The organism is Burkholderia sp. HI2500 (genome assembly GCF_002223055.1).
Lineage (GTDB): Bacteria > Pseudomonadota > Gammaproteobacteria > Burkholderiales > Burkholderiaceae > Burkholderia.
On sequence record NZ_NKFL01000003.1, the window covers coordinates 89,560 to 115,657 of the forward strand.

Here is a 26,098-nt window from a genome sequence, read left to right on the forward strand (position 1 = left end):
CGCGTGCCTCCGGCACCGGCTCCCCCAGCCGGTTTGCCCTATAATCAAGCGTTTTGCGGGGCAGCCAATCGGCGTCCGGCCCCCATTTTCATACGCAGCAAGCACAGAATAGGCGTCGCGGCCCTGGCGTCGCGCACAGTCATGTCAGCCATAGAAATCCGTCACGTCAAGAAGCGCTACAAGTCGCTTCAGGCGCTCAAGGGCGTCAGCCTGTCGGTCGAGGAAGGCGAGTTTTTCGGTCTGCTCGGCCCCAACGGCGCAGGCAAAACCACGCTCATCAGTATCCTCGCCGGGCTCGCCCGGGCCGACGAAGGCAGTATCTCGGTGCGTGGTCACGACGTCGTCAAGGACTTCCGTGGCGCGCGCCGCGCACTCGGCGTCGTGCCGCAGGAACTCGTGTTCGATCCGTTCTTCACCGTCCGCGAGACGCTGCGGATCCAGTCCGGCTATTTCGGGCTACGCCGCAACGACGACTGGATCGACGAAGTGATGGCCAATCTCGACCTCACCGAGAAGGCCGACGCGAACATGCGCGCGCTGTCGGGTGGCATGAAGCGCCGCGTGCTGGTCGCGCAGGCGCTCGTGCACCGGCCGCCGGTGATCGTGCTCGACGAACCGACCGCCGGCGTCGACGTCGAACTGCGCCAGACGTTGTGGAAATTCATCTCGCGGCTGAATCGCGAGGGCCACACGATCGTGCTGACCACCCATTACCTCGAGGAAGCCGAGTCGCTGTGCGACCGCATCGCGATGCTGCGCCGTGGCGAAGTGGTTGCGCTCGACCGCACCGACGCGCTGCTGCGCCGCTTCGCGGGGCTGCAGCTGTACCTGCGCCTCGCGACCGGCGCATTGCCGTCCGAGCTGCGCGGGCTGGAGTCCGATCCGGCCGCCCGCGCGCCGGGCGAGCATCTGCTGCGCCTGACGAGCTACGACGATGTCGAGCGTATCCTCGCGCAATGCCGCGCGGCGGGCTGCACGTTCGACGAGATCGAGGTCCGCAAGGCCGACCTCGAAGATGTGTTCGTCCAGGTGATGAACGGAGCAGACGTCATCGAGGGATTGGCATGAATCAACAACCCCCACGCGAACTGCGTTCGCTGCCCCCCGAGGGGGCGCCCGCCACTCTTGGGGCGGCCCGGCGAGTGTCGGGAAGCGGGTTTCAAACGCTGTTCTACAAGGAACTGCTGCGTTTCTGGAAGGTGTCGTTCCAGACGGTGTGCGCACCGATCGTCACGGCGCTGCTGTATCTGACGATCTTCGGCCACGCGCTGTCGGGCCGCGTCGAGGTGTATCCGGGCGTCGAGTACGTGAGCTTTCTCGTGCCGGGCCTCGTGATGATGAGCGTGCTGCAGAACGCGTTCGCGAACAGCTCGTCGTCGCTGATCCAGTCGAAGATCACCGGCAACCTCGTGTTCATGCTGCTGCCGCCGCTGTCGTACCGCGACATCTTCGGCGCGTACGTGCTTGCGTCCGTGGTGCGCGGCCTCGCGGTCGGCGCGGGCGTGTTCGTCGTGACGATCTGGTTTATCCCGATGCATTTCGCGGCGCCGCTGTTCATCATTGCGTTCGCGTTGCTCGGCTCGGCGATCCTCGGCACGCTCGGCCTGATCGCCGGGATCTGGGCCGAGAAGTTCGACCAGCTCGCCGCGTTCCAGAACTTCCTGATCATGCCGCTGACGTTCCTGTCCGGCGTGTTCTATTCGACGCACTCGCTGCCGCCCGTGTGGCGCGAGATCTCGCGTCTCAACCCGTTTTTCTACATGATCGACGGCTTCCGTTTCGGGTTCTTCGGCGCGTCCGATATCAACCCGTTCACGAGCCTCGCGATCGTCACCGGTTTCTTCGTGCTGCTCGCGCTGATCGCGATGCGGCTGCTCGCGACCGGCTACAAACTGCGTCATTGATATCGACGGCAGCGGCCGCCATCCGGGCGGCGCGCGCCGACAGGAGCCTTACACCATGTTGCCGACTCCCGAACAGGTCAAGCAATACATCGCCGGCGGTCTCGCCTGCACGCATCTGGAAGTCGAAGGCGACGGCCAGCATTTCTTCGCGACGATCGTGTCGGCGGCCTTCGAAGGCAAGCGGCCGATCCAGCGGCACCAGCTCGTCTATGCGGCGCTCGGCGATCGCATGAAACAGGAAATTCACGCGCTCAGCATGAAGACGCTGACGCCCGCCGAATGGCAGAACGCATAAACGGAAATCACTGAGTGCAAGTCACCGTCAACGAGCGCGACGCCGTCCAGAGCGTCGCCACGGCACACCCGGCCGCCAACGGGGAAGCGCATGGCCATGGGATGGACAAGCTCGTGATCGAAGGCGGCCACCGCCTGTCGGGCGAGATCGTCGTGTCGGGCGCGAAGAATGCCGCGCTGCCGATCCTGTGCGCGGGGCTGCTCACCGGTGACCCGGTCGATCTCGACAACGTGCCGAATCTCAAGGACGTGCGGACCACGCTGAAGGTGCTGAACCAGATGGGCGTGAAGAGCGAGACGGACGGCTGCCGCGTGCAGCTCGACGCGTCGCGCGTCGACAACCTCGTCGCGCCGTACGAGCTCGTGAAGACGATGCGCGCGTCGATCCTCGTGCTCGGGCCGCTGCTCGCGCGCTTCGGCGAGGCAAAGGTGTCGCTGCCGGGCGGCTGCGCGATCGGCGCGCGTCCGGTCGACCAGCACATCAAGGGCCTGCAGGCGATGGGCGCCGAGATCAGCATCGAGCACGGCTTCATCGAAGCCCGCGCGAAGCGCCTGAAGGGCGCGCGCATCGTGACCGACATGATCACGGTGACGGGCACGGAAAACCTGCTGATGGCCGCGACGCTCGCCGACGGCGAGACGGTGATCGAAAACGCCGCGCGCGAGCCGGAAGTGAGCGATCTCGCACACTTGCTGGTCGCGATGGGCGCGAAAATCGACGGCATCGGCACCGATCGCCTCGTGATCCAGGGCGTCGAGCGGCTGCACGGCGCGCGCCATTCGGTGATCCCCGACCGCATCGAGGCCGGCACGTTCCTGTGCGCGGTCGCGGCGGCCGGCGGCGACGTGATGCTGACGGGCGTGCGCCCGCACATCCTCGACGCGGTGATCGACAAGCTGCGCGAAGCCGGCGTGTCGATCGAGGAAGGCGACAGCTGGCTGCGCGTGAAGATGGACCGCCGCCCGTCGGCGGTGACGATCCGCACGTCGGAATACCCGGCGTTCCCGACCGACATGCAGGCGCAGTTCATGGCCCTCAATACGGTCGCGACGGGCACCGCGCAAGTCGTCGAAACCATTTTCGAGAACCGTTTCATGCACGTGCAGGAGCTGAACCGGCTCGGCGCGAACATCACGATCGACGGCAACACCGCGCTCGTGACGGGGGTCGAGAAGCTGTCGGGCGCGAACGTGATGGCGACCGACCTGCGCGCGTCGGCGAGCCTCGTGATCGCCGGGCTGCGTGCCGACGGCGAAACGCTGGTCGACCGCATCTATCACCTGGACCGCGGCTACGACCGCATGGAAGCCAAACTGACCGCCGTCGGCGCGAACGTGCGCCGCCTTTCCGGGAGCCAAGCATGACCGCGCCGCTGACCCTTGCCCTGTCGAAGGGCCGGATTTTCGAGGAAACCCTGCCGCTGCTGGCCGCGGCCGGCGTGCAGGTGACCGAGGATCCGGAAACGTCGCGCAAGCTGATCCTGCCGACGACGAACCCCGACCTGCGCGTGATCATCGTGCGCGCGAGCGACGTGCCGACCTATGTCGAATACGGCGCGGCCGACTTCGGCGTGGCCGGCAAGGACGTGCTGGTCGAGCACGGCGGCTCGGGCCTGTACCAGCCGATCGATCTGAACATTGCGCGCTGCCGGATGTCGGTGGCCGTGTCGGCCGGTTTCGACTATGCGAGCGCCGTGCGCCAAGGCGCGCGCCTGCGCGTCGCGACGAAGTACGTCGAAACCGCACGCGAGCACTTTGCCGCGAAGGGCGTGCACGTCGACCTGATCAAGCTGTACGGCTCGATGGAGCTGGCGCCGCTGGTCGGGCTGGCCGACGCGATCGTCGACCTCGTCAGCTCGGGCGGCACGCTGAAGGCGAACAATCTGGTCGAGGTCGAGGAGATCATGGCGATCTCGTCGCGCCTCGTCGTGAACCAGGCTGCGCTGAAGTTGAAGCGCACGGCGCTCAAGCCGATCCTCGACGCGTTCGAACGCGCGTCGCAGAATGGCGGTTGAGCGCATCACCGTAACGGAACTCCCATGTCCATCACCATCCGCAAGCTCGATTCGACGAGCGAAGGCTTCGGCGCCGAGCTGCGCGCGCTGCTCGCATTCGAGGCGAGCGAAGACGCGGCGATCGAGCAATCGGTCGCGCAGATCCTCGCCGACGTGAAGTCGCGCGGCGATGCCGCGGTGCTCGAGTACACGAACCGCTTCGACCGGCTGAGCGCGACGAGCGTCGCCGCGCTGGAGCTGCCGCAGGACGCGCTGCAGACGGCGCTCGACGGCCTCGCGCCGAAGGCGCGCGCGGCGCTGGAAGCCGCTGCCGCGCGGGTGCGTGCGTACCACGAGAAGCAGAAGATCGAGTGCGGCACGCATAGCTGGCAATACACGGAAAGCGACGGCACGGTGCTCGGCCAGAAGATCACGCCGCTCGACCGCGTCGGCCTGTACGTGCCGGGCGGCAAGGCCGCGTATCCGTCGTCGGTGCTGATGAACGCGATTCCCGCGCGCGTCGCGGGCGTCGGCGAGATCGTGATGGTCGTGCCGACGCCGGACGGCGTGAAGAACGACCTCGTGCTCGCCGCGGCGCTGCTCGGCGGCGTCGATCGCGTGTTCACGATCGGCGGTGCGCAGGCGGTCGGCGCGCTCGCATACGGCACGGCGACGGTGCCGGCCGTCGACAAGATTTGCGGCCCCGGCAATGCGTACGTCGCGTCGGCGAAGCGCCGCGTGTTCGGCACGGTCGGCATCGACATGATCGCCGGGCCGTCGGAAATCCTCGTGCTGTGCGACGGCACGACCGACCCGAACTGGGTCGCGATGGACCTGTTCTCGCAGGCCGAGCACGACGAACTCGCGCAATCGATCCTGCTGTGCCCGGACGGTGCGTTCCTCGAGCGCGTCGCAAAGGCGATCGACGAGTTGCTGCCGTCGATGCCGCGCCAGGACGTGATCCGCGCGTCGCTCGAAGGCCGCGGCGCGCTGATCAAGGTGCGCGACATGGCCGAGGCTTGCCGGATCGCGAACGACATCGCGCCCGAGCACCTGGAAATCTCCGCGCTGGAGCCGCAGCAATGGGGCCAGCAGATCCGCCATGCGGGCGCGATCTTCCTCGGCCGCTACACGAGCGAGAGCCTCGGCGACTACTGCGCGGGCCCGAACCACGTGCTGCCGACGTCGCGCACCGCGCGCTTCTCGTCGCCGCTCGGCGTGTACGACTTCATCAAGCGCTCGAGCGTGATCGAAGTCAGCGCGGAAGGTGCGCAGACGCTCGGCGAGATCGCATCCGAGCTCGCGTACGGCGAAGGGCTGCAGGCGCACGCGAAGAGCGCCGAATTCCGGATGAAGAACTGACCGCACGCTGCACGGGGCCGCGGCCGGCGCTGATGTGCCGCCCGGCCTGCCCCCGAAGGTCGGGGCGGGAGACACCAGTGCAGGGCGGCAGCCGCCGCTTTGCCTACCCATTGACGCCGGCGCGACGTACGCCGGCTTGAGACCATGACGACGCCACAAGACATCATCCGCCGCGACGTGCTCGCGATGACGAGCTACCCGGTGCCGGACGCGAGCGGGTTCGTGAAACTCGACGCGATGGAGAACCCGTACCCGCTGCCCGAACCGCTCGCCGCGGCGCTCGGGGAGCGTCTCGCGCAGGTCGCGCTGAACCGCTACCCGGCGCCGCGCCCGGCCGCGCTGCTCGACAAGCTGCGCCATGCGATGGGCGTGCCGGCCGGCTGCGACGTGCTGCTCGGCAACGGCTCGGACGAAATCATCAGCATGATGTCGATGGCCTGTGCGAAGCCGGGCGCGAAGGTGCTCGCGCCGGTGCCGGGCTTCGTGATGTACGAGCTGTCCGCGAAGCTCGCGCAGCTCGAATTCGTCGGCGTGCCGCTGAAGGCCGACCTGACGCTCGACGTCGACGCGATGCTCGCGGCGATTGCCGAGCATCGTCCGGCGCTCGTCTATCTCGCGTACCCGAACAACCCGACCGGCACGCTGTACGACGATGCCGACATCGAACGGATCGTCGCGGCCGCATGGCACAGCCTGGTCGTGATCGACGAGGCGTACCAGCCGTTCGCAGTGCGCTCATGGCTGCCGCGCGCCGCCGAATTCGACAACGTCGTCGTGATGCGCACGGTGTCGAAGCTCGGCCTCGCGGGCATCCGCCTCGGCTATCTGGTCGGGTCGCCCGCGTGGCTGACCGAATTCGACAAGGTGCGCCCGCCGTACAACATCAACGTGCTGACCCAGGCGACCGCCGATTTCCTGCTCGACCACCTCGACGTGCTCGACGCGCAGGCGGCCGACCTGCGAGCGGAACGCACGCGTCTCGCACAGGAAGTGGCCGCGCTGCCGGGCACGACGGTGTTCCCGAGCGCCGGCAATTTCCTGCTGGTGCGCGTGCCGGACGCGGCCGCCGTGTTCGACGCGCTGCTCACCGAGCGGGTATTGGTCAAAAACGTGAGTAAAATGCATCCGTTGCTGGCTGATTGCGTGCGGCTGACCGTCGGTTCTCCCGACGAAAACGCGCGCCTGCTGGCCGCTTTGAAACTCGCGCTGCCCGGTTGAGCCTCTGGGCGCCGCAGCGCGAAACGATCAATCCCCATTTACATCGACTCAGTCAAGGAATTGCCATGCGTGTGGCGGAAGTCGTTCGCAATACCAGCGAAACGCAGATCCGTGTGAAGCTCAATCTCGACGGCACGGGCCAGCAGAAGCTGGCCACCGGCGTGCCGTTCCTCGACCATATGCTCGACCAGATCGCGCGACACGGTCTGGTCGATCTCGAGGTTGAAGCGCATGGCGATACGCATATCGACGATCACCACACGGTCGAGGATGTCGGCATCACGCTCGGCCAGGCCGTCGCGAAGGCGATCGGCGACCGCAAGGGCATCCGCCGCTACGGCCATTCGTACGTGCCGCTCGACGAGGCGCTGTCGCGCGTCGTGATCGACTTCTCCGGCCGGCCGGGCCTCGAGTTCCACGTGCCGTTCACGCGGGCGCGGATCGGCACGTTCGACGTCGACCTGTCGATCGAATTCTTCCGCGGTTTCGTGAACCACGCGGGCGTCACGCTGCACATCGACAACCTGCGCGGGATCAACGCGCACCATCAGCTCGAAACGGTGTTCAAGGCCTTCGGCCGTGCGCTGCGCGCGGCGGTGGAGCTGGACGAGCGTGCGGCGGGGCAGATCCCGTCGACGAAGGGCAGTCTCTGAACCTGAACTGACCGGACGGCGCGTCAAGGACAACCTCACGGCTTCGGCGCGCGGCGCCGGCTTGCGATGGATCTGCTCAAATCGTTCATATCGCTGCTGGCGCTGATCAATCCGGTCGGCGCGGTGCCGTTCTTCCTGAGCCTGACGGCGCAGCAGACGGATGCCGAGCGGCGGCGCACGATCCGGATCGCGTCGGTGTCGGTGTTCTGCGTGATCACGGTGACGACGCTGCTCGGGCAGCAGATCATCGACTTCTTCGGCATTTCGGTCGGGTCGCTCGAAGTGGGCGGCGGGATCATCATGCTGCTGATGGCGATCAACATGCTGAACGCGCAGATCGGCAACACGCGATCGACGCCGGAGGAGCGCCACGAGGCGGAGCTGAAGGACAACATCGCGGTCGTGCCGCTGGCGATTCCGCTGCTCACGGGCCCCGGCTCGATCAGCACGGTGATCATCTATGCGGCGAACTCGCATCACTGGTATGAGCGGGCCGGACTGGTCGCGATCGGCGCGGTCCTGGCTTTTCTGTGTTTCGTCGCGATGCGGCTCGCCGAGCCGATCGCGAACTGGATCGGCCGCACGGGCATCAACATCGCCACGCGGCTGATGGGTCTGATGCTGTCGGCGCTGGCGGTGGAATTCATCGTCAATGGACTGAGGGCGCTACTGCCTGCACTGAGATGAAAACTTCGATTGCGATTGTGGATTATGGGATGGGCAACCTGCGCTCGGTCGCGCAGGCGCTCAAGAAGGCCGAACCGGCCGCCGACGTGGCGATCGTCGACACGCCGGCCGCGATCCGCGCGGCCGACCGTGTCGTGCTGCCCGGCCAGGGCGCGATGCCCGACTGCATGCGCAGCCTCGGCGAATCGGGCCTGCAGGAGGCCGTGATCGAGGCCTCGCGCACGAAGCCGCTGCTCGGCGTGTGCGTCGGCGAGCAGATGCTGTTCGACTGGAGCGCGGAAGGCGACACGAAGGGTCTCGGCCTGTTGCCCGGCAAGGTCGTGCGTTTCGCGCTCGACGGCCGCCTGCAGGACGACGGCTCGCGCTTCAAGGTGCCGCAGATGGGCTGGAACCGCGTGCGCCAGGCGCAGCCGCACCCGCTGTGGGACGGCGTGCCCGACGACGCGTATTTCTACTTCGTGCACAGTTATTACGTGACGCCGGACAACCCGGCGCATACGGTTGGCGAAACGGCCTACGGCGCGCCGTTTACGTCCGCGGTCGCGCGGGACAACCTCTTCGCGACCCAATTCCACCCGGAGAAAAGCGCGGAGGTCGGGTTGCGTCTGTATCGCAACTTCGTACACTGGAAGCCGTAAAACGTGGTGCGCGAGCCACAGTCGATCTGGCCGAACGGCCTGTCGCACGGCGCGCTCGCGCCTAAGCGCCGAAAGAGTTGTACTAAACTAGCGAGACGGCGCGGTACCGGATTGGCCGGTACGCGCCGGATTCTTTTCTTTTTCCACGACGACACCCGATTGCTATGTTGCTGATTCCGGCCATCGACCTCAAAGACGGTCAGTGTGTGCGCCTCAAACAGGGCGATATGGACCAGGCCACGATTTTTTCCGAGGACCCGGCGGCGATGGCCCGCAAGTGGGTCGATCTCGGCGCCCGGCGGCTCCATCTCGTCGACCTGAACGGCGCGTTCGCCGGCAAGCCGAAGAATCTCGAGGCGATCGAAGCGATCCTCGACGAGGTCGGCGATGAAATTCCCGTCCAGCTCGGCGGCGGCATCCGCAGCCTCGAGACGATCGAGAAGTATCTCGACGCCGGCCTGTCCTACGTGATCATCGGGACGGCCGCCGTGAAGAACCCCGGCTTCCTGCAGGACGCGTGCACCGCGTTCTCCGGCAACATCATCGTCGGCCTGGACGCGAAGGACGGCAAGGTCGCGACCGACGGCTGGAGCAAGCTGACCGGCCACGAAGTGATCGACCTTGCGCGCAAGTTCGAGGACTACGGCGTCGAATCGATCGTCTACACGGACATCGGCCGCGACGGGATGCTGCAGGGCATCAACATCGACGCGACCGTGAAGCTCGCGCAGGCAGTCGGCATCCCCGTGATCGCCAGCGGCGGCCTGTCGAACCTCACGGACATCGAGAACCTGTGCGAAGTCGAGGAGCACGGCGTCGAAGGCGTGATCTGCGGCCGGGCGATCTACTCCGGCGATCTCGATTTCGCGGCCGCGCAAAGGCGCGCGGACGAACTGAACGGCGAACTCGACAACGCGTAAGCGCGGTTGTCCCGCTCGCCGGGGCTGCCTGCAGGCGGCCCCGACCGGAAGCCTCGCGCGAGGCTTTCCGCAACCGGCCGTCCCATCGCGGCATTTGGCGCAACATCATGGCTCTAGCTAAACGCATCATCCCCTGCCTGGACGTGACTGCCGGGCGTGTCGTCAAGGGCGTCAACTTCGTCGAGCTGCGCGACGCCGGCGATCCTGTCGAGATCGCCCGCCGCTACGACGACCAGGGCGCCGACGAACTGACGTTCCTCGACATCACCGCGACGTCCGACCAGCGCGACCTGATCCTGCCGATCATCGAAGCCGTCGCGTCGCAGGTGTTCATTCCGCTGACCGTCGGCGGCGGCGTGCGCGCCGTCGAGGACGTGCGACGCCTGCTGAACGCGGGCGCGGACAAGGTCAGCATGAATTCGTCGGCGGTCGCGAACCCGCAGCTCGTGCGCGACGCGGCCGACAAGTACGGCTCGCAGTGCATCGTCGTCGCGATCGACGCGAAGCGCGTGTCGGCCGACGGCGAAGCGCCGCGCTGGGAAGTGTTCACGCACGGCGGCCGCAAGAACACGGGCCTCGACGCGATCGAATGGGCGCGCAAGATGGCCGAGCTCGGCGCGGGCGAGATCCTGCTCACGAGCATGGACCGCGACGGCACCAAGTCGGGCTTCGACCTCGCGCTCACGCGCGGCGTGTCGGACGCGGTGCCGGTGCCGGTGATCGCGTCGGGCGGTGTCGGCTCGCTGCAGCACCTGGCCGACGGCATCAAGGACGGCCGCGCCGATGCGGTGCTGGCCGCGAGTATCTTCCACTACGGCGAGCACACGGTCGGCGAGGCGAAGCGCTTCATGGCCGACCAGGGCATCCCGGTGAGGCTGTGATGAATACGGAAACGAATGCATTGCCCGCGTGGCTCGACAAGGTCCGCTGGGACGACAACGGCCTCGTGCCGGTGATCGCGCAGGAGGCGTCGACGAACGACGTGCTGATGTTCGCGTGGATGAACCGCGAGGCGCTGGCGAAGACGATCGAGACGCAGCGCGCGGTCTACTATTCGCGCTCGCGCAAGCGCCTGTGGTTCAAGGGCGAGGAGTCGGGCCACGTGCAGCACGTGCACGAGGTGCGGCTCGATTGCGACGAGGACGTCGTGCTGCTGAAGGTCGAGCAGGTGTCGGGCATCGCGTGCCACACCGGCCGGCATTCGTGCTTCTTCCAGAAATTTGAGGGCACCGTCGACAGCGGCGACTGGGTTGCGGTCGAACCGGTGCTGAAAGATCCCGAACACATCTACAAATGACGCAATCGACCGAAGACACCCTGCTGCGCCTCGCGGCCGTGATCGATAGCCGCAAGGGCGGCGATCCCGATCAATCGTACGTATCGCGCCTGTTCCACAAGGGCGACGACGCGGTGCTGAAGAAGATCGGCGAAGAGGCGACGGAAGTCGTGCTGGCCGCGAAGGACGTGCGCCAGGGCGGCGCGCCGACCGCGCTCGTCGGCGAGGTGGCCGACCTGTGGTTCCACTGCCTCGTGATGCTGTCGCATTTCGACCTGAGCCCGGCCGACGTGATCGGCGAGCTCGAGCGCCGCGAAGGGCTGTCGGGTATCGAGGAGAAGGCCCTGCGCAAGCGTCGCGAGCGCGAGGAAAACGGCGGTTGACAGGCCCTTGTCGCGGGATGGCCACAGTGCGGTAAGCTGTAAGAATTGTCATCTAACGGGGGTAGCATCATGACCGATACGCCAAGCCAGTTTCCGCCGCCGTCGGTGCCGGGGGCCGCGGACGCCGAGCGCCTGAACGGGCTGCGTACGCTGACTCACGTGCTCTACGGCCTCTATGCGTTTCATTGGCTGACGGGCGGCGTCACGGGCATCATCGCGATCATCATCAACTACGTGAAGCGCGACGATGTGGCCGGCACGCCGTATGCGGCCCACTTCGAGTGGCAGATCCGCACGTTCTGGCGCGCGCTGATCGCGTATGTGATCGGGTTCGCGCTCATGTTCGTGGTGATCGGATTCGCAGTGATGTTTGTCACATGGATCTGGACGCTGTACCGTATCATCAAGGGTTGGCTGTACCTGAACGACAACAAGCCGCTCGATCCGCAGGCCTGGTTCTGACCGGCCTCGGGCGGGCGTCTGCAGGAGCAACATGAGTCACGATCCGAATTGCCTGTTCTGCAAGATCGCGGCAGGCGAGATCCCGAGCACGAAGGTGCACGAGGATGACGAATTCGTCGCGTTCCGCGACATCCGCCCGGCGGCCGAGACCCACGTGCTCGTGATTCCGCGCCAGCATCTGCCGACGCTGTCGGCGGCGAGCGACGCCGACGCACCGATGCTCGGCCGGCTGATGCTGCTCGTCTCGCGTCTCGCCGGCCAGCTCGGCGTCGCGTATACGGGCGGCGAAACCGGTTTCCGTACGGTGATCAACACGGGCCCGGGCGGCGGGCAGGAGGTCTACCACCTGCACGCGCATATCCTGGCCGGCCCGCGCCCCTGGCAGCGGATGGGTTGACGGCGCGGGGCGTTTCCCCGCATCGATGGTCGAAGCCGGCGCGTTGCCGGCGATTTACGCCGCATCGCGGCGTGGTTGAGGAGAGGTTTCATCATGGGTGGATTGAGCATTTGGCACTGGCTGATCGTGCTGCTGATCGTCGCGCTGGTTTTCGGTACGAAGAAGCTGCGCAACATCGGCAACGACCTCGGCAGCGCCGTGAAGGGTTTCAAGGACGGCATGAAGGACGGCGAAGCACCGGCGGACGCGCAGCAACTGCCGCGCTCGGGCTCGGTCGACGTCAACGCGAAGGAAACGACGCGTTCCGACTCGAACAAGGCGTAACGCCGGTACGCTGACAGGCATTCGCGATGCTGGATCTCGGTCTTTCGAAGATGGCGCTGATCGGCGTCGTCGCGCTCGTGGTGCTCGGCCCCGAGCGCCTGCCGCGCGTTGCGCGCACGGCAGGCGCGCTGTTCGGCCGTGCGCAGCGGTACATCAACGACGTGAAGGCCGAGGTCTCGCGCGAAATCGAACTCGACGCGCTGCGGACGATGAAGACCGATTTCGAGTCGGCCGCGCGCAATGTCGAGACGACGATTCACGACAACCTGCGTGAGCACGAGAAGGAACTGAACGACACGTGGCATTCCGCGGTCGGCGGTCTCAACGAAGCGGCGGGCGACGCCGGTTCGACGGGTTCCGATACGCCCGCCATGCCGTCGTGGCGCGGCAGTTCGGCCGCGCTCGCGCCGAAGCGCCGCAACTGGCGCGTCAAGCAGGCGGCTGCGCCTGCCTGGTACAAGCGCGCGACCACCCGCCGTACCCACGTGCAGTCGGGCGCCGCGCGTGTCGCGCGCCACCAGCCGGCCAGCCTGCGCCGGCCGACGCGCTTCTTCTGAGCCGAGCGCATGCTCGCTCGTCAATCCTACCGAGGGCCGGTGTGAGCGACCCCCAGCAGAACCCGGGCGACGCCCCGGAAGAAACCTTCATTTCCCATCTCGTCGAGCTTCGCGATCGCATCATTCGCGCGGGCGCGGCCGTGATCGTCGTGTTCCTCGGGCTCGTCTACTGGGCGCCCGACATCTTCCGGCTGCTCGCGCGGCCGCTGATGGAGAACCTGCCGAAGGACGGCAAGATGATCGTCACCGACGTCACCGGCTCGTTCTTCGTGCCGATGAAGGTCACGATGCTCGTCGCGCTCGTGATCGCGCTGCCGATCGTGCTGTACCAGATCTGGGCGTTCGTCGCGCCGGGGCTGTACCAGCACGAGAAGAAGCTCGTCGCGCCGCTCGTCGGCAGCAGCTACCTGCTGTTCCTGTGCGGGATGGCGTTTGCGTACTTCCTCGTGTTCCCGACGATCTTCCGCGTGATGGCGCACTACAACGCGCCGCTCGGCGCGGAAATGACCACCGACATCGACAACTACCTGAGCTTCGTGCTCGGGATGTTCATCGCGTTCGGGGTCACGTTCGAGGTGCCGATCGTCGTCGTGCTGCTCGTCCGGATGGGCGTGCTGTCGCTGAAGAAGCTGAAGGAGATGCGTCCGTACGTGATCGTCGGCGCGTTCGTCGTCGCGGCGGTCGTCACGCCGCCGGACGTGTTCTCGCAACTGATGCTCGCCTTGCCGCTGGTCGTGCTGTTCGAGATCGGGCTGCTGGCGGCGCGGTTCTTCGTGCCGAAGAAGTCGGCCGAGGAAGGCGAGGCGGGGAACGGCGAAGCCGCCAGTTGACGGCAGCGCGCCGGGCGCCGCGTGGTGGCTGGACTTTCGGGCGCTGGGCTTGAGCGAAACCCGGTGGCGTAGTCGGTCGGAAAGCGGCTGGCGGGGCCATCTGCCCGGCAACGACGGTCTTTCGATACAAAGCAAAAGGGCAGCCAACCGGCTGCCCTTTTTCATTTCCGACGGTGTCCGGGCATGCGGCCGTGCGCCGCTCGCCCGGCGTCACTCGGTATCGCTGTCCTGCTCGTCGAGCGCCTGCTTCGGCGGCGGCGGGCGCTTGCCGATCACCACGTTCAGGTCGAATGCCTTGCCCTTGCGCACGACGTGCACCTTGGTCGCCGTGCCGGGCTTGATTTGCGCGACGGTGTTCAGCAGCTTCGTGGTGTCGGTGATCTCGTCGCCGTTGACCGAGATCAGGATGTCGCCCGGCTTGATGCCGGCCTTGTCGGCCGGGCCGCCCTGCAGCACGCCGGCGACGATCGCGCCCGATTTCTGCGTCAGCCCGAACGACTCGGCGATCTCCGGCGTGACGTCTTGCGGCTCGACGCCGATCCAGCCGCGCGTGACCGAGCCCGTCGTGATGATGCTTTCCAGCACCGTGCGCGCGGTCGACACGGGGATCGCGAAGCCGATGCCGAGCGAGCCGCCCGAACGCGAGTAGATCGCGGTGTTGATGCCGAGCAGGTTGCCGTTCACGTCGACCAGCGCGCCGCCCGAGTTGCCGGGGTTGATCGGCGCATCGGTCTGGATGAAGTTCTCGAACGTGTTGATGCCGAGGTGGTTGCGGCCCAGCGCGCTGATGATCCCCATCGTGACCGTCTGGCCGACGCCGAACGGGTTGCCGATCGCGAGCACGACGTCGCCGACCCGCGACTGGTCGGAGCGGCCGAGCGTGATCGTCGGCAGGTTCGTCATGTTGATCTTCAGCACGGCGAGATCGGTTTCGGGATCGCTGCCGATCACCTTCGCGGTGGCCGTGCGGCCGTCGGCGAGCGCGACTTCGATCTGGTCGGCGCCGTCCACGACGTGCTGGTTCGTTAGAATGTAACCTTCAGGGCTCACGATAACGCCCGAGCCAAGGTTGGCGGCCGGTTCGTCCTGCTGCTTGCGGGCGTTGCGGTCGCCGAAGAAGTAGCGGAACAGCGGATCTTTCGCGCGCGGGTCGGGCGGCAGCGAGCCGTCCTTGCTGGAGAACACGTTGACGACGGCCGGCATCGCCTTTTGCGCGGCTTCGGCGTACGACGTGGTCGCCGGTGCGCCGCCGATGCCCGGCGCGACTTCCCGCAGCGCAACGATCGGCGTGGCGAGCTGCTTGCCGAGCTGTCCTTGCCGTTGCAGCCATTGCGGCTTGAGCGTCACGACGATGAACATCAGCGCGAGCAGCACGGTAACCGCCTGCGCGAAGAACAGCCAGAAGCGTCTAAGCATCTGAATGGATTAGAGGTTTATATGGATCGGATCGAACTTGAATTGTACTTGAACAATACCCTTGAAACCGCGCGCTTCAAGGACTATTGCCCGAATGGCCTCCAGGTCGAGGGGCGCCGCAAGATCGAGAAGATCGCCACCGGCGTGACGGCGTCGGTCGCGTTTCTCGAAGCCGCGCTCGAATGGGGGGCAGATGCCGTGCTGGTCCATCACGGCTATTTCTGGCGCAACGAGCCGCCGCAGATCACGGGCCGCAGGTACCAGCGCCTGAAGCTGCTGCTCGCGAACGACCTGAACCTGTTCGCGTTCCACCTGCCGCTCGACGCGCATCCCGAATTCGGCAACAACGCGCAGCTCGGCGACCGGCTTGGCCTGATCGGCGAGCAGCGGTTCGGCGAAGGTGACCTCGGCTGGATGGCGACGCTGCCGATGCCCGTCACGCTCGAGCACTTCGTCGCGAAGGTTGAACGCACGCTTGGCCGCACGCCGCTCGTGCTCGGCGATCCGGACATGCAGCTGCGCCGTATCGCGTGGTGCACGGGCGCCGCGCAAAGCTATTTCGACGCGGCGATCGACGCCGGCGCGGACGTGTTCCTGACCGGCGAGGTGTCCGAATACGTGACGCACACGGCTGCCGAGAGCGGTGTCGCGTTCGTTGCGGCAGGGCACCATGCGACCGAGCGCTACGGAATCCAGGCACTTGGCGCCCACTTGTCGGAAGAATTCGATATCGAACACCTTTTTATCGATATCCATAACCCGGTCTGAATGCCGGATTTGCGGCAGCGCATCGAAATTTCACAATGTAGCGGATGCTTAAAAGCGAAATGATTTAATCGCTCCGATAGTGGGGGAAAACCCTTAACTATCAATCACTTCGAAGGGATTTTCATCTCCGGGCCTTGTAAATGGCGACTCCATTCGCGCAAACTAGCGGCGGAATGAAAAGTCGTGACGGAAAATCCAACTCAGAAGTGGGGCGTGTGATGCGAGACAAGGAAGAGAAACGCGTCGACAGCGGCCGCCGTACCTGGCTGATTGCGACATCCGTAGCAGGTGGCGTGGGAGGCGTAGCCACCGTCATACCTTTCGCGGCGTCGCTTGCGCCGTCCGCGAAAGCGAAAGCGGCCGGTGCACCGGTCGAAGTCGACATCAGCGGGCTGAAGCCCGGTGAAATGGTGACCGTGCCGTGGCGCGGCAAGCCGGTGTGGATCCTGAACCGCACCGACGCGATGCTCGCCGATGTGGTCAAGGCCGACAAGGAAGTGGCCGATCCGACCACCGAAAAGCCCTATACGATGCCGTTGCCCGCGTATTGCGCGAACGAATATCGCGCGCGGGCCGATCGCAAGAACATTCTCGTCGTGATGGCCGTGTGTACGCACCTCGGCTGCACGCCAAGCCAACGCTTCACGCCGGGTCCGCAGCCGAACCTGCCGGACGACTGGCCGGGCGGCTTCCTCTGCCCGTGCCATGGTTCGACCTACGACCTCGCCGGCCGTGTGTTCAAGAACAAACCGGCGCCTCAGAATCTCGACATCCCGCCCTACATGTTCACGTCGGCAACGACCCTCGTGATCGGCAAGGACGAGAAAGGAGAAGCGTGATGGCCGACAACAAGGAAGTCTCCACGACAGGTCTCACCGGCTGGATCGATCAGCGCTTCCCGCTCACGTCCACCTGGAAGAAGCACGTTTCCGAGTACTACGCGCCGAAGAACTTCAACTTCTGGTACTTCTTCGGCTCCCTCGCGCTGCTGGTGCTCGTCAACCAGATCGTCACCGGCATCTTCCTGACGATGAACTACAAGCCCGACTCGACGCTCGCGTTCGCGTCGGTCGAGTACATCATGCGCGAGGTGCCGTGGGGCTGGCTGATCCGCTACATGCACTCCACGGGCGCGTCGATGTTCTTCGTGGTCGTCTACCTGCACATGTTCCGCGGGCTGCTCTACGGGTCGTACCGCAAGCCGCGCGAACTCGTGTGGATCTTCGGCTGCGCGATCTTCCTGTGCCTGATGGCCGAGGCGTTCTTCGGCTACCTGCTGCCGTGGGGCCAGATGTCGTTCTGGGGCGCGCAGGTGATCGTGAACCTGTTCTCGGCGATCCCGTTCGTCGGCCCTGACCTGTCGCTGTGGATTCGCGGCGACTACGTCGTGTCGGACGTCACGCTGAACCGCTTCTTCGCGTTCCACGTGATCGCGATTCCGCTCGTGCTGGTCGGCCTCGTGATCGCGCACCTGGTCGCGCTGCACGAAGTGGGCTCGAACAACCCGGACGGCATCGAGATCAAGGCGAAGAAGGACGAGAACGGCGTGCCGCTCGACGGCATCCCGTTCCATCCGTATTACTCGGTGCACGATTTCCTCGGCGTGTGCGTGTTCCTGATGGTGTTCGCGCTGATCGTGTTCTTCTCGCCGGAGATGGGCGGCTACTTCCTCGAGGCGAACAACTTCGTCCCGGCGAACCCGCTGCAGACGCCGCCCGAGATCGCGCCGGTCTGGTACTTCACCGCGTTCTACGCGATGCTGCGCGCGACCACCGACCCGTTCAAGATCGTCCTGATGATCGTGATCGCGCTGCTCGGCGTGCTCGCGCTGATCCGCGCGCGCGGCAAGTGGAAGGTCGGCCTGCCGGTGCTGGCCGCGGCGATCGTCGTGTTCATGTACCTGACGGAGTCGAAGTTCTGGGGCGTCGTCGTGATGGGGTCCGCGGTGGTCTCGCTGTTCTTCCTGCCGTGGCTCGACCGCAGCCCGGTGAAGTCGATCCGCTACCGGCCGCTGTTCCACAAGGTCTTCCTCGGGATCTTCGTCGTGGCGTTCCTGACCCTCGGGTTCCTCGGCACGCGGCCGCCATCGCCGGCCTCGACGCTGATCGCGCAGGCCTGTGCGCTGATCTACTTCGCGTTCTTCCTCGGCATGCCCGTCTGGACGCCGCTTGGCACGTTCAAGCAGCCGCCGGAGCGGGTGCGCTTCAAGCCCCATTAACGTGAGCGAGGAGAGAACGACATGAAGAAACTGCTTTCGACACTCGCGCTGATCGGGGCGACCGCGTGTGCGCTGCTGGCGGCGGCGGCGGTTCGGGCGGAAGGTAATTTTCCGCTCGACCGGGCGCCCGATAACACGGAAAATCTCGTTTCGCTTCAGCACGGCGCGCAATTGTTTGTAAACTATTGCCTGAACTGCCACAGCGCGAACCTGATGCGCTACAACCGTCTGACGGATCTGGGCATATCCCAGAAGGAGATCGAAAAGAATCTCCTGTTCACGACCGACAAGGTCGGCAACACGATGTCCGTCGCGATGCGGCCCGAAGACGCGAAGAACTGGCTCGGCACCTCGCCGCCCGACCTGTCGGTCGAGGAGCGCGCGCGCGGCCGCGACTGGCTGTATACGTATCTGCGGAGCTTCTACCGCGACGATACACGGCCGAGCGGCTGGAACAACGCGGTGTTCGAGAACGTCGGCATGCCTCATGTACTGTGGCAGCTGCAGGGGCAGCGCACCGCCAAATTCGAAGACAAGACGGACGAGGAGACGGGCGAGAAGGTTCATACGCTCGTCGGCTTCCAGCAGGTCACACCGGGGACACTGTCCGCGGTGGATTATGATTCTGCGGTTGCCGACCTGGTGGCGTACATGACCTGGATGTCCGAGCCGGCTCAGCAGACCCGTAAACGCCTCGGCGTATGGGTGCTGATCTTTCTCGGTGTCCTGACTTTCCTGGCCTGGCGGCTCAATGCCGCGTACTGGAAAGATATCAAGTAATCACGCCTGACCGGCGTGGGGCCGGCGCAAGGTGGAACCCCGGAAGGGGTTCGCCGCGTGCCGGCCCTCGGCTTTTTTGAGGAAACGCAAACATGATGGTTCTGTATTCCGGCACAACTTGCCCGTTCTCCCAGCGTTGCCGGCTGGTGCTGTTCGAGAAGGGCATGGACTTCGAAATCCGTGACGTCGACCTGTTCAACAAGCCGGAAGACATTTCGGTGATGAACCCGTACGGTCAGGTGCCGATCCTGGTCGAGCGCGACCTGATCCTGTACGAATCGAACATCATCAACGAGTACATCGACGAGCGCTTCCCGCATCCGCAGCTGATGCCGGCCGACCCCGTGCAGCGCGCACGTGCACGCCTGTTCCTGCTCAACTTCGAGAAGGAACTGTTCGTCCACGTCAGCACGCTCGAGAACGAGAAGGGCAAGGCAGCGGAGAAGAACCACGAGAAGGCACGCCTTGCGATCCGCGATCGCCTGACGCAGCTCGCGCCGATCTTCGTGAAGAACAAGTACATGCTCGGCGAGGAATTCTCGATGCTCGACGTCGCGATCGCGCCGCTGCTGTGGCGTCTGGATCACTACGGCATCGAGCTGTCGAAGAACGCGGCGCCGCTGATGAAGTACGCCGAGCGGATCTTCAGCCGTCCGGCCTACATCGAAGCACTGACGCCGTCCGAAAAGGTCATGCGTCGTTGATGGTGCAATGAGTGCATGACGGAGCGGGCGGCGCGGCATGCCGCGCCCCCGCTCCGGGTTCGAGGATTGTGATGCAAGAGATTTCAACGAAGCCTTATCTGCTGCGCGCGTTGTACGAGTGGTGCACCGATAACGGTTACACGCCGCATATCGCGGTGAGGGTCGACAACTCGACGCGCGTACCGCGTCAGTTCGTGCGTGACGGCGAGATCGTGCTCAACATCAGCTTCGAGGCGACGAGCCAGTTGCAGATGGGCAACGAGTGGATCGAGTTCACGGCCCGGTTCTCCGGGAAGGCGCACAAGATCGAGATTCCGGTTGCCAATGTGCTCGCGATCTATGCGCGCGAGAACGGGCAGGGCATGGCGTTCCAGGTCGATGCCGTCGCGGGTGAAGGCGCGGATTCGGGTGCGTTCGATGATGAAGCGGCGCAGACGGATGATGCGCAGCGCGACGAATCGCCTGCTGCATTGACGCCGGTGGCCGACAGCGGCGCGAACGAGGAGCCCTCCGAAGGCGCCGACGAACCGCCGAAAACCGACGGCGATGGCGACGGTTCAAAAGGTGGCAGCAGACCTCGCCTCAAGATCGTGAAATGAGGTAGAATCTCGCGCTACGCCGGCTTAGCTCATCTGGTAGAGCAGTTGATTTGTAATCATCAGGTGGCGGGTTCGAGTCCTGCAGCCGGCACCACATTGAACGAAGGGCCGGGAGGTTTTGCCTCCCGGCCCTTTGTCGTTTCTGTCCCATAAGGCGACAAACCCGACGCGGGTCGCGTGGCATACCCGCTTCCACGCATCGCATGTTCCGACGCAAGCATGCGGAATCTCTTTCACGACTTCGTGCCGTACGATCTCCGGTCGGCACGAGGTGTTGCCTGTCAGGAGCGGTGCATCGCTAAGCGATGTCGTTGCGTCGGAGCCAGTCTTCCAGGCAGTACCTGCATACCGATTCCCCGCTTTCGAGCAGGTGCAGGCTGCGCTCGCCCGATTCCATTCGATAAATGCCGCTGGAAAGATCGGTATCTTCACCGAGCAAGCGGCGAAGGAAGGCTTCGTCGAACCAGAATTCGTTTTCGGCTTTCGGCGAAACCACGACTACCTTGATCAGCCGACCGTGCGGCAGCGCGTCACCCCGATCGATCAAGGCTGCCATGGCCGGCGAGGTGCACGAGCCGAATCCAATCCCGTGGATGTCGCACCTGACGAGCGGGCCGCTCACCGTCGCATTGTCGGCGACGATCGCCGTGTCGAACGCGCGCGACACGGGCGTCGGTGAGTGCGGTTGCTCGCCTGACCGTACGAGCAGTTCATCCAGGCAATCCGGGCAAACGTGCTCGCACGCCTGGTCGAGCAACGCAATCTTTCTCAGCTCGGTGACGTGCTCGACCCCGTCGACATGGTTGGCGGTTACCGCATGCTCATCCAGATCCGCGCGCGTCATCCACGCAACATGACTGCGTTTGGGCCGATCCAGCGATACCCGCACCAATTCACCGGGCTCGAACTGGCCGCGCTCGCGAATCCGGTCGTCGATGCGTTTCGCTGCCACGGTGAATGGCCGGACGCCGTGCCTGGCGCACAACGTTGGAGACCTCATCTGTCGTTACCTCGTCATCGGTTATTTCCCACGCGGACCGACGCCCTGTCGGTTGAGGAATACCCACGCAGCCTTGCCCCGCGTCGGAACGTCGGCTCCCCCGGCGCTGAGCACGTCCATTACGTGCGTCATGCAACTATTGTTCAACACGTCATAGGCGCCATCTGATGTCTTCGCGCTACCTGCACGTATCTTGTCGCGCTGGAATTTCTGTGCCGCGCCGACGTCCGGTATATCGAAGGTAGCGCTGTTGACAGGTTCGCCTGGCGCGAGGCTACTGACGCGTATGATCCAGGTCTTGTCACCATTAATATCCTGTTCGGTATGCACGTTGCCGGTGCCGGATAGGGTCTTGACGGTGTAATGCCCGGTCCGACCACCGATATGGTTGTACCAGTAGATCACGCATTTGCCTCTCGCCAGCCCGAGCGGGTCGATGTAGGCGACAGGATTGGGCGCGTACTGGTACGTATTCACACCGCCGTGCAGTGCGATCGGGTCTTCGCTGATGAAGCGCCCGAGTTGCGGATCATAGTACCGGAGGCGGTTGTAATGCAGCCCGGTTTCGTCGTCGAACTGCTGGCCCTGGAATCGCAGCGGGTTGCGGGGCGTCGCACCGGCAGCCCGTGATGCCCGCGCAATGACTTCCTGTGCATGGCCCCAGGCTCGATAGGAAGCCTCCCACACCACTTCGCCGGCTTCGTCCGTGAGCATCAACGGTGTGCCGATCTGGTCGCAGTGATAGTAAAACACGCTGGCGTCGCCTTGACGGCGAGGATGACGCTGCAGCGCGTCGCTTTCCGGCGCGTATCGATTGGTATCGTCGTGCGTCGGCGTGGGCATGCCGATGCCCGAGCCGGAGAGGAACTGGACGACTGGCACTGACGTCCCCGGTTCGTACACGTAGTGCGTGCTGCGATTGCCGTCGGTCTCGTAGGCGAGCTGGTCGCCTTCCCAGCCGAATATGACGCGTTCGCCGTCGACTTCCTTCGCGATCCGGCGTCCCAGTGCATCGTAGTAGTAACGCGCGTGGCTCTGACGGTTCTGAGTCGAGATGCGGGCCGCCGTCAGGCGGCCGAACGCGTCCCATTCATAGTGCCGTTCACCGCTCGGTGAGCGGGCATGAACGAGGTTGCCGCGTGGGTCGTACGCGAAGCGTGTGCCGGCGTACTCGGTCAGCAGATTGCCCAGCGCACGCGGTACGTTCGCCGGTAGCGTGTTGTCCGGCCGTACGGGGCTGGCACCTGGCGACGGGCGGGGCGTGGCCGACCGATCCGGATTGGCGAAATTTCCGGCCGCGTCGAACGCGAAGCGCTCCGAACCGGCCGGCCCGGATGATTCGACAAGGCGTCCGGCCGGATCGTAACGATAGCCGATGATGCCCTTGAGGCTGTCCTCGATCTCGACCGCCTGACCCGCGGCGTCGTAGCGATAGCTGCGGGCGGCGAACGGGGCCGGTGCCTGGTTGCGCTGCACCGATCGTCGGGCCAGTCGGCCGGCCGGATCAAATGCAGTGAATTGACTGACGCGGCTCGACAGCGTGCGTACCGTTTCGCGATGCAGGTCGTCGCGCTCGAACTGCAAGTGCTCCTTGCCGTCGAGCAGCATCCCGTGCACGTGTCCCGATCCATAGGTGAGCCAGTCGATCGAATGACCGTCCGGGCGAATGGTCCGTACGCGGTTGCCCAGCTCGTCATATTCGTGATGCCACACGTAACTGCGCGCTTCGCCGAACAACGTGTACGCATGGTGCTCGCGAACCAGATTGCCGACCGGATCAAAGAAGCGCTGCACGCGGCTATGGCGGTTGGTTGCGTCGATCCATCTGCCGCTCGCATCGAAGACGAAGCGCTCGGAATCGTCGCCGGCCGCGCGGGCATTCGGCCGGCCGGCGCGATCGTGTTCGAGCGTCACGACTTGCCCGGCATCGTCGATAGACTGCAGCAGGCCGTCCGTTTCTCCGTACGTGTAACGGATCGTTCGTCCGTCGAATCCCGTTTCCCGAACGATCCGGCCCAGCGCGTCGTACTCGAAACCGTACGTTGCGGATTGCGCGTTGACCACGGCAGTGACGTGACCCAGTCCGTCATAGCGGTACGTAGTCGCGTGCCCCAATGGATCGGTCCGACGCACGATCCGGCCTGCGGCGTCATAGTCGAAACGAGTCGCGTTGTTCAGGGGATCGACATGAGCAAGCAACCGTCCTTCGGCGTCGTAGCTGACGCGCTCGATTCCCGCTGGCGTCCTGATCTCGATCGGTCGGCCGTTTTCGCCATAAGCAAATGTCGTCACGGCGCCTGACGCATCCTGCTCGGAGGCCAGCCGTCCGTCGGCGTCGTAGGTCAACGCGGTGGATTTGCCGGAACAGTCCGTCCGGGACGTCAGGCGACCCGCGGTGTCGTAGGTGAGCGAAACGACGCCACCCTTCGCATCCTTGATTGCCGTGACGTTACCTTGCCCGTCGTAGCTGTATTCGGTTCGGTGACCGAGCGGATCGATGCGAGCGGCGACCTGTCCGGCCGCATCGTGCTCCTGTTTCCAGACATGGCCGTGCGGATCGGTTACGCCGACGAGACGCATGTCGTCGTCATAGGTCATGGCGATCGTGCTGCCGTCCGCCCGCACGTGCTCGACGAGATTGCCGCGTGCGTCGTAACGCATGTGCTCGACGCTGCCGTCGCGATGGATGTATTGCGTCAGGTTGTCATGCTCGTCGCGATACAGCCATTCCTCGCTGCCGTCGGGGTGAATGACCCGGAACGTGTAGCCCTTGATGTCGTAGTAATGGCGCGACACGTTGCCGAGCGCATCGGTGACGGACACCATCCGGAAGTCGGGGTGCCAGGCAAGCGAGACCGCGTGGCTTCCGTCGTCCGCCCGCTCGCGGATGCATTTCGCCTTGGGTCCCGATCCGTCCCATTCGAGATGCATGCCGCGTCCGGTTCGATCCGTATAGTACGTAACCAGATGATTGGCGTAGCGATACGAGCGGGTATTGCCGTAGCGATCGGCGGCCGCGACGAGGTCGCCTTCCCGGTCGTACGTGTACGTCGCCAGCGTGCCCAGTCGCACGCCGTCTGCGTCGTGGTGGACGATCTCCACGATGCGGCCGTGTGCGTCATGCCGGAATGCGACGAGGGCATGCGGCGCAATGATTCGGGACAGGCGTCCCGGTGCATCGTAGTCGAGCGTGAGCTGATTGCCGGTCAGGTCCTTGACGAATGCGAGTCGGAACCTGTCGCCGTGCCTTTCGTACACTTCGACGAGTTCGGGGCCGCGCGTGAGTGTCAGCCATTGGTCGTCGACGCGAAGCAGGGTGAGGCTTTCGGCGAGGTCGTCCTTCGCCTCACCCGGGGCCAGCAGCGGGTAATCGAGACTCCGGCCGTCGGCGCCGTGGTAGACGAGCTTCGTGGCGTGAATGTCGAAGCGCGATGTGTAGGGCGTGATCCAGCGCGCACCGAGTTCGCCCCGCTCGTCGTAGGCGTCGAAGAAAGACCGGTAGGTCCGTTGCCAGGTGATCGATAACGGGCCATCGAGCACGAAATCGTCATGCTCGATCCGTTCATCGCCGAGCGCGAATCCAATCGAGCCCACGCTGCGCTCCGGTGTCGTCGGCACGGGGCACCCGCGCTTGCAGTCGCCGGCACCGGGATGCTCCGCCGGTGCCGAGTGATTCATGACTTCGTTGCGGGCTTGCGGTCGCTGTGCCACGACACGGGCCTGTCCGCGGGACGGGATGCCCGTCATGTGCTTCTTCGGATTGACCTGACGCCAGCGCATGACGCCCTGTTCGCCGACCTCGATCAACCAGCCGATCTTGCCGATCTCGTTGCCGTCGAGGCTGCGAACATACTTCATCGTGGCCGGGATTTTTGCCCGCAGCTCGTTCGAGATCTTCAGCAGATCCTTGCTGGCGGCCGGATCGATGAATTTGGCGGTTTTGGTCGCGACGTTGGCGACGCCCTTTACTTCGATCTTCGCGAAGTCGACGATGAACTGGCCTGCACCATGGAACACCTTCTTCGCGTCGTACGACGTGAATCCGGCCTTGATGTCCTTTGCGTGGCGCTCGGCTGCTCGCAGGTTGCCGTCCACCTCGAAGCCTTTTTCGCCGGCGGCCTGAGCGAAGAGATCGGCAAAAGCGGTCATCAATTTGCCGATGTATTCCGCGCATTTGTGGAGCAGATCCGAGAGCCCCGCTTTCAGGTGCTTGATGAAGTTCTCGATCTCGCCGGCGAAGCGTTCGTTCAGGCTCGTCGCGATCGCGCCGATCACGGCGTCCCGCAACATGTACGCGGATGATTCCAGCACGGCCTTGCCGCTTTTCGCGACTTCCTGGCGAATGATCTTCAGCAGCGGCCGGGCGGCAACCCGTATTTCCGCGGTGCCGGGTGGCAACGGCACGACGCCGATCAGATCCAGTCCGAGATTGGTCCAGTCGAATACGTCGACAGGTTTGCTGCCATGCTCGATCATCGCCTTGATATCGAGCACGACGTCGACCGCGGCAAAGATGTTGGCGAGAATCGGTATGCCGGATGCCACCATCTTAAGGCGTTCGGCATTGACCAGTCCGCCACTGATGTTGACCAGCCATGCATCGATCACCTTGATCGATGCATCGACGTCAATGGGTTGGATTCTGTTGAGCGGCGACACGAAAACGTCGGTCGGCTTGGGAAGAAGGGCGCCCGAATCGGCCATGATGTTTTTT

At 64.8% G+C, this 26,098-nt stretch carries 28 protein-coding genes and 1 tRNA gene; 26 read left to right on the plus strand and 3 right to left on the minus strand.

Annotated features, from left to right (window positions below; all coding sequences use genetic code 11):
• Nucleotides 1-141 precede the first annotated feature (141 nt).
• From CFB45_RS01945 to tatC, 19 genes are all read left to right on the plus strand, one after another.
• Nucleotides 142-1,068, plus strand: a complete 927-nt coding sequence (locus tag CFB45_RS01945; protein WP_011350722.1) for an ABC transporter ATP-binding protein — start codon at nt 142-144, stop codon at nt 1,066-1,068.
• Entirely contained in the window at nt 1,065-1,904 is an 840-nt protein-coding gene (locus CFB45_RS01950; protein WP_256978078.1) for an ABC transporter permease, read from the plus strand. The genes CFB45_RS01945 and CFB45_RS01950 overlap by 4 nt, the downstream gene beginning before the upstream one ends.
• 55 nt (nt 1,905-1,959) lie before the next feature.
• Nucleotides 1,960-2,199: a BolA family protein gene (locus CFB45_RS01955; RefSeq protein ID WP_006477131.1), complete on the plus strand. Its 240-nt coding sequence runs from the start codon at nt 1,960-1,962 to the stop codon at nt 2,197-2,199.
• 14 nt (nt 2,200-2,213) lie between these two features.
• Nucleotides 2,214-3,563, plus strand: coding sequence for a UDP-N-acetylglucosamine 1-carboxyvinyltransferase (murA, locus tag CFB45_RS01960; protein ID WP_069246963.1), 1,350 nt, complete (start codon nt 2,214-2,216; stop codon nt 3,561-3,563).
• Nucleotides 3,560-4,213 (plus strand): ATP phosphoribosyltransferase, encoded by a 654-nt coding sequence (gene hisG / locus CFB45_RS01965; RefSeq protein WP_011350725.1) that lies wholly within the window; start codon nt 3,560-3,562, stop codon nt 4,211-4,213. Before murA ends, hisG begins: the two co-directional genes overlap by 4 nt.
• 24 nt (nt 4,214-4,237) lie before the next feature.
• The gene (gene hisD / locus CFB45_RS01970) at nt 4,238-5,554 is read left to right on the plus strand and encodes a histidinol dehydrogenase (RefSeq protein WP_089424335.1); all 1,317 of its coding nucleotides are present in this window, start codon (nt 4,238-4,240) and stop codon (nt 5,552-5,554) included.
• A 144-nt stretch (nt 5,555-5,698) separates the two neighbouring features.
• A complete protein-coding gene (hisC, locus tag CFB45_RS01975) occupies nt 5,699-6,772 on the plus strand; it encodes a histidinol-phosphate transaminase (RefSeq protein WP_089424336.1) in 1,074 nt (357 codons plus the stop codon).
• 65 nt (nt 6,773-6,837) lie between these two features.
• On the plus strand, nt 6,838-7,425 hold the full coding sequence (gene hisB / locus CFB45_RS01980; RefSeq protein ID WP_011350728.1) for an imidazoleglycerol-phosphate dehydratase HisB: 588 nt from the start codon (nt 6,838-6,840) through the stop codon (nt 7,423-7,425).
• A gap of 66 nt (nt 7,426-7,491) precedes the next feature.
• Complete coding sequence (locus CFB45_RS01985; RefSeq protein ID WP_039366649.1) at nt 7,492-8,112, plus strand: YchE family NAAT transporter; 621 nt, start codon at nt 7,492-7,494, stop codon at nt 8,110-8,112.
• A complete protein-coding gene (gene hisH, locus CFB45_RS01990) occupies nt 8,109-8,750 on the plus strand; it encodes an imidazole glycerol phosphate synthase subunit HisH (RefSeq protein ID WP_089424337.1) in 642 nt (213 codons plus the stop codon). The genes CFB45_RS01985 and hisH overlap by 4 nt, the downstream gene beginning before the upstream one ends.
• Nucleotides 8,751-8,914: 164 nt before the next feature.
• Nucleotides 8,915-9,670: a 1-(5-phosphoribosyl)-5-[(5-phosphoribosylamino)methylideneamino]imidazole-4-carboxamide isomerase gene (gene hisA, locus CFB45_RS01995; RefSeq protein ID WP_089424338.1), complete on the plus strand. Its 756-nt coding sequence runs from the start codon at nt 8,915-8,917 to the stop codon at nt 9,668-9,670.
• Between the two features lie 107 nt (nt 9,671-9,777).
• Complete coding sequence (hisF, locus tag CFB45_RS02000; RefSeq protein WP_089424339.1) at nt 9,778-10,551, plus strand: imidazole glycerol phosphate synthase subunit HisF; 774 nt, start codon at nt 9,778-9,780, stop codon at nt 10,549-10,551.
• Nucleotides 10,551-10,967 (plus strand): phosphoribosyl-AMP cyclohydrolase, encoded by a 417-nt coding sequence (gene hisI, locus CFB45_RS02005; RefSeq protein WP_039366640.1) that lies wholly within the window; start codon nt 10,551-10,553, stop codon nt 10,965-10,967. The genes hisF and hisI overlap by 1 nt, the downstream gene beginning before the upstream one ends.
• Nucleotides 10,964-11,329, plus strand: coding sequence for a phosphoribosyl-ATP diphosphatase (locus CFB45_RS02010; protein WP_006751798.1), 366 nt, complete (start codon nt 10,964-10,966; stop codon nt 11,327-11,329). The genes hisI and CFB45_RS02010 overlap by 4 nt, the downstream gene beginning before the upstream one ends.
• A 69-nt stretch (nt 11,330-11,398) precedes the next feature.
• On the plus strand, nt 11,399-11,791 hold the full coding sequence (locus CFB45_RS02015; RefSeq protein WP_011350734.1) for a DUF4870 family protein: 393 nt from the start codon (nt 11,399-11,401) through the stop codon (nt 11,789-11,791).
• Nucleotides 11,792-11,822: 31 nt separating this feature from the next.
• Nucleotides 11,823-12,188, plus strand: coding sequence for a histidine triad nucleotide-binding protein (locus tag CFB45_RS02020; protein WP_059491979.1), 366 nt, complete (start codon nt 11,823-11,825; stop codon nt 12,186-12,188).
• Nucleotides 12,189-12,281: 93 nt separating this feature from the next.
• Nucleotides 12,282-12,512: a Sec-independent protein translocase subunit TatA gene (gene tatA, locus CFB45_RS02025; protein WP_021161850.1), complete on the plus strand. Its 231-nt coding sequence runs from the start codon at nt 12,282-12,284 to the stop codon at nt 12,510-12,512.
• Nucleotides 12,513-12,538: 26 nt separating this feature from the next.
• A complete protein-coding gene (tatB, locus tag CFB45_RS02030; protein WP_089424340.1) occupies nt 12,539-13,069 on the plus strand; it encodes a Sec-independent protein translocase protein TatB in 531 nt (176 codons plus the stop codon).
• A gap of 41 nt (nt 13,070-13,110) precedes the next feature.
• On the plus strand, nt 13,111-13,899 hold the full coding sequence (gene tatC, locus CFB45_RS02035; RefSeq protein ID WP_089424341.1) for a twin-arginine translocase subunit TatC: 789 nt from the start codon (nt 13,111-13,113) through the stop codon (nt 13,897-13,899).
• A 210-nt stretch (nt 13,900-14,109) separates the two neighbouring features.
• On the opposite strand, the gene CFB45_RS02040 is transcribed toward tatC, so the two are convergent.
• Nucleotides 14,110-15,315: a Do family serine endopeptidase gene (locus tag CFB45_RS02040; protein WP_089424342.1), complete on the minus strand. Its 1,206-nt coding sequence runs from the start codon at nt 15,313-15,315 to the stop codon at nt 14,110-14,112.
• A 21-nt stretch (nt 15,316-15,336) separates the two neighbouring features.
• On the opposite strand from CFB45_RS02040, the gene CFB45_RS02045 reads away from it, so the two are divergent.
• From CFB45_RS02045 to CFB45_RS02075, 7 genes are all read left to right on the plus strand, one after another.
• Nucleotides 15,337-16,083, plus strand: a complete 747-nt coding sequence (locus tag CFB45_RS02045) for a Nif3-like dinuclear metal center hexameric protein (protein ID WP_089424343.1) — start codon at nt 15,337-15,339, stop codon at nt 16,081-16,083.
• Nucleotides 16,084-16,301: 218 nt separating this feature from the next.
• A complete protein-coding gene (petA, locus tag CFB45_RS02050; protein WP_039366620.1) occupies nt 16,302-16,922 on the plus strand; it encodes a ubiquinol-cytochrome c reductase iron-sulfur subunit in 621 nt (206 codons plus the stop codon).
• Nucleotides 16,919-18,301: a cytochrome b gene (locus tag CFB45_RS02055; protein WP_089424344.1), complete on the plus strand. Its 1,383-nt coding sequence runs from the start codon at nt 16,919-16,921 to the stop codon at nt 18,299-18,301. The genes petA and CFB45_RS02055 overlap by 4 nt, the downstream gene beginning before the upstream one ends.
• A 21-nt stretch (nt 18,302-18,322) precedes the next feature.
• Nucleotides 18,323-19,081 carry a cytochrome c1 gene (locus CFB45_RS02060; protein WP_089424345.1) on the plus strand — a complete coding sequence of 253 codons (759 nt, stop codon included), beginning with the start codon at nt 18,323-18,325 and terminating at the stop codon, nt 19,079-19,081.
• A gap of 92 nt (nt 19,082-19,173) precedes the next feature.
• Entirely contained in the window at nt 19,174-19,785 is a 612-nt protein-coding gene (locus CFB45_RS02065) for a glutathione S-transferase N-terminal domain-containing protein (RefSeq protein ID WP_006400565.1), read from the plus strand.
• A gap of 71 nt (nt 19,786-19,856) precedes the next feature.
• Nucleotides 19,857-20,384, plus strand: a complete 528-nt coding sequence (locus CFB45_RS02070) for a ClpXP protease specificity-enhancing factor (RefSeq protein WP_089424346.1) — start codon at nt 19,857-19,859, stop codon at nt 20,382-20,384.
• Between the two features lie 18 nt (nt 20,385-20,402).
• Nucleotides 20,403-20,478: transfer RNA gene (locus tag CFB45_RS02075), tRNA-Thr, on the plus strand.
• Between the two features lie 204 nt (nt 20,479-20,682).
• On the opposite strand, the gene CFB45_RS02080 is transcribed toward CFB45_RS02075, so the two are convergent.
• Entirely contained in the window at nt 20,683-21,336 is a 654-nt protein-coding gene (locus CFB45_RS02080) for a hypothetical protein (RefSeq protein WP_089424347.1), read from the minus strand.
• Between the two features lie 69 nt (nt 21,337-21,405).
• Nucleotides 21,406-26,088, minus strand: coding sequence for an RHS repeat-associated core domain-containing protein (locus tag CFB45_RS02085; RefSeq protein ID WP_089424348.1), 4,683 nt, complete (start codon nt 26,086-26,088; stop codon nt 21,406-21,408).
• Between the last annotated feature and the right edge of the window lie 10 nt (nt 26,089-26,098).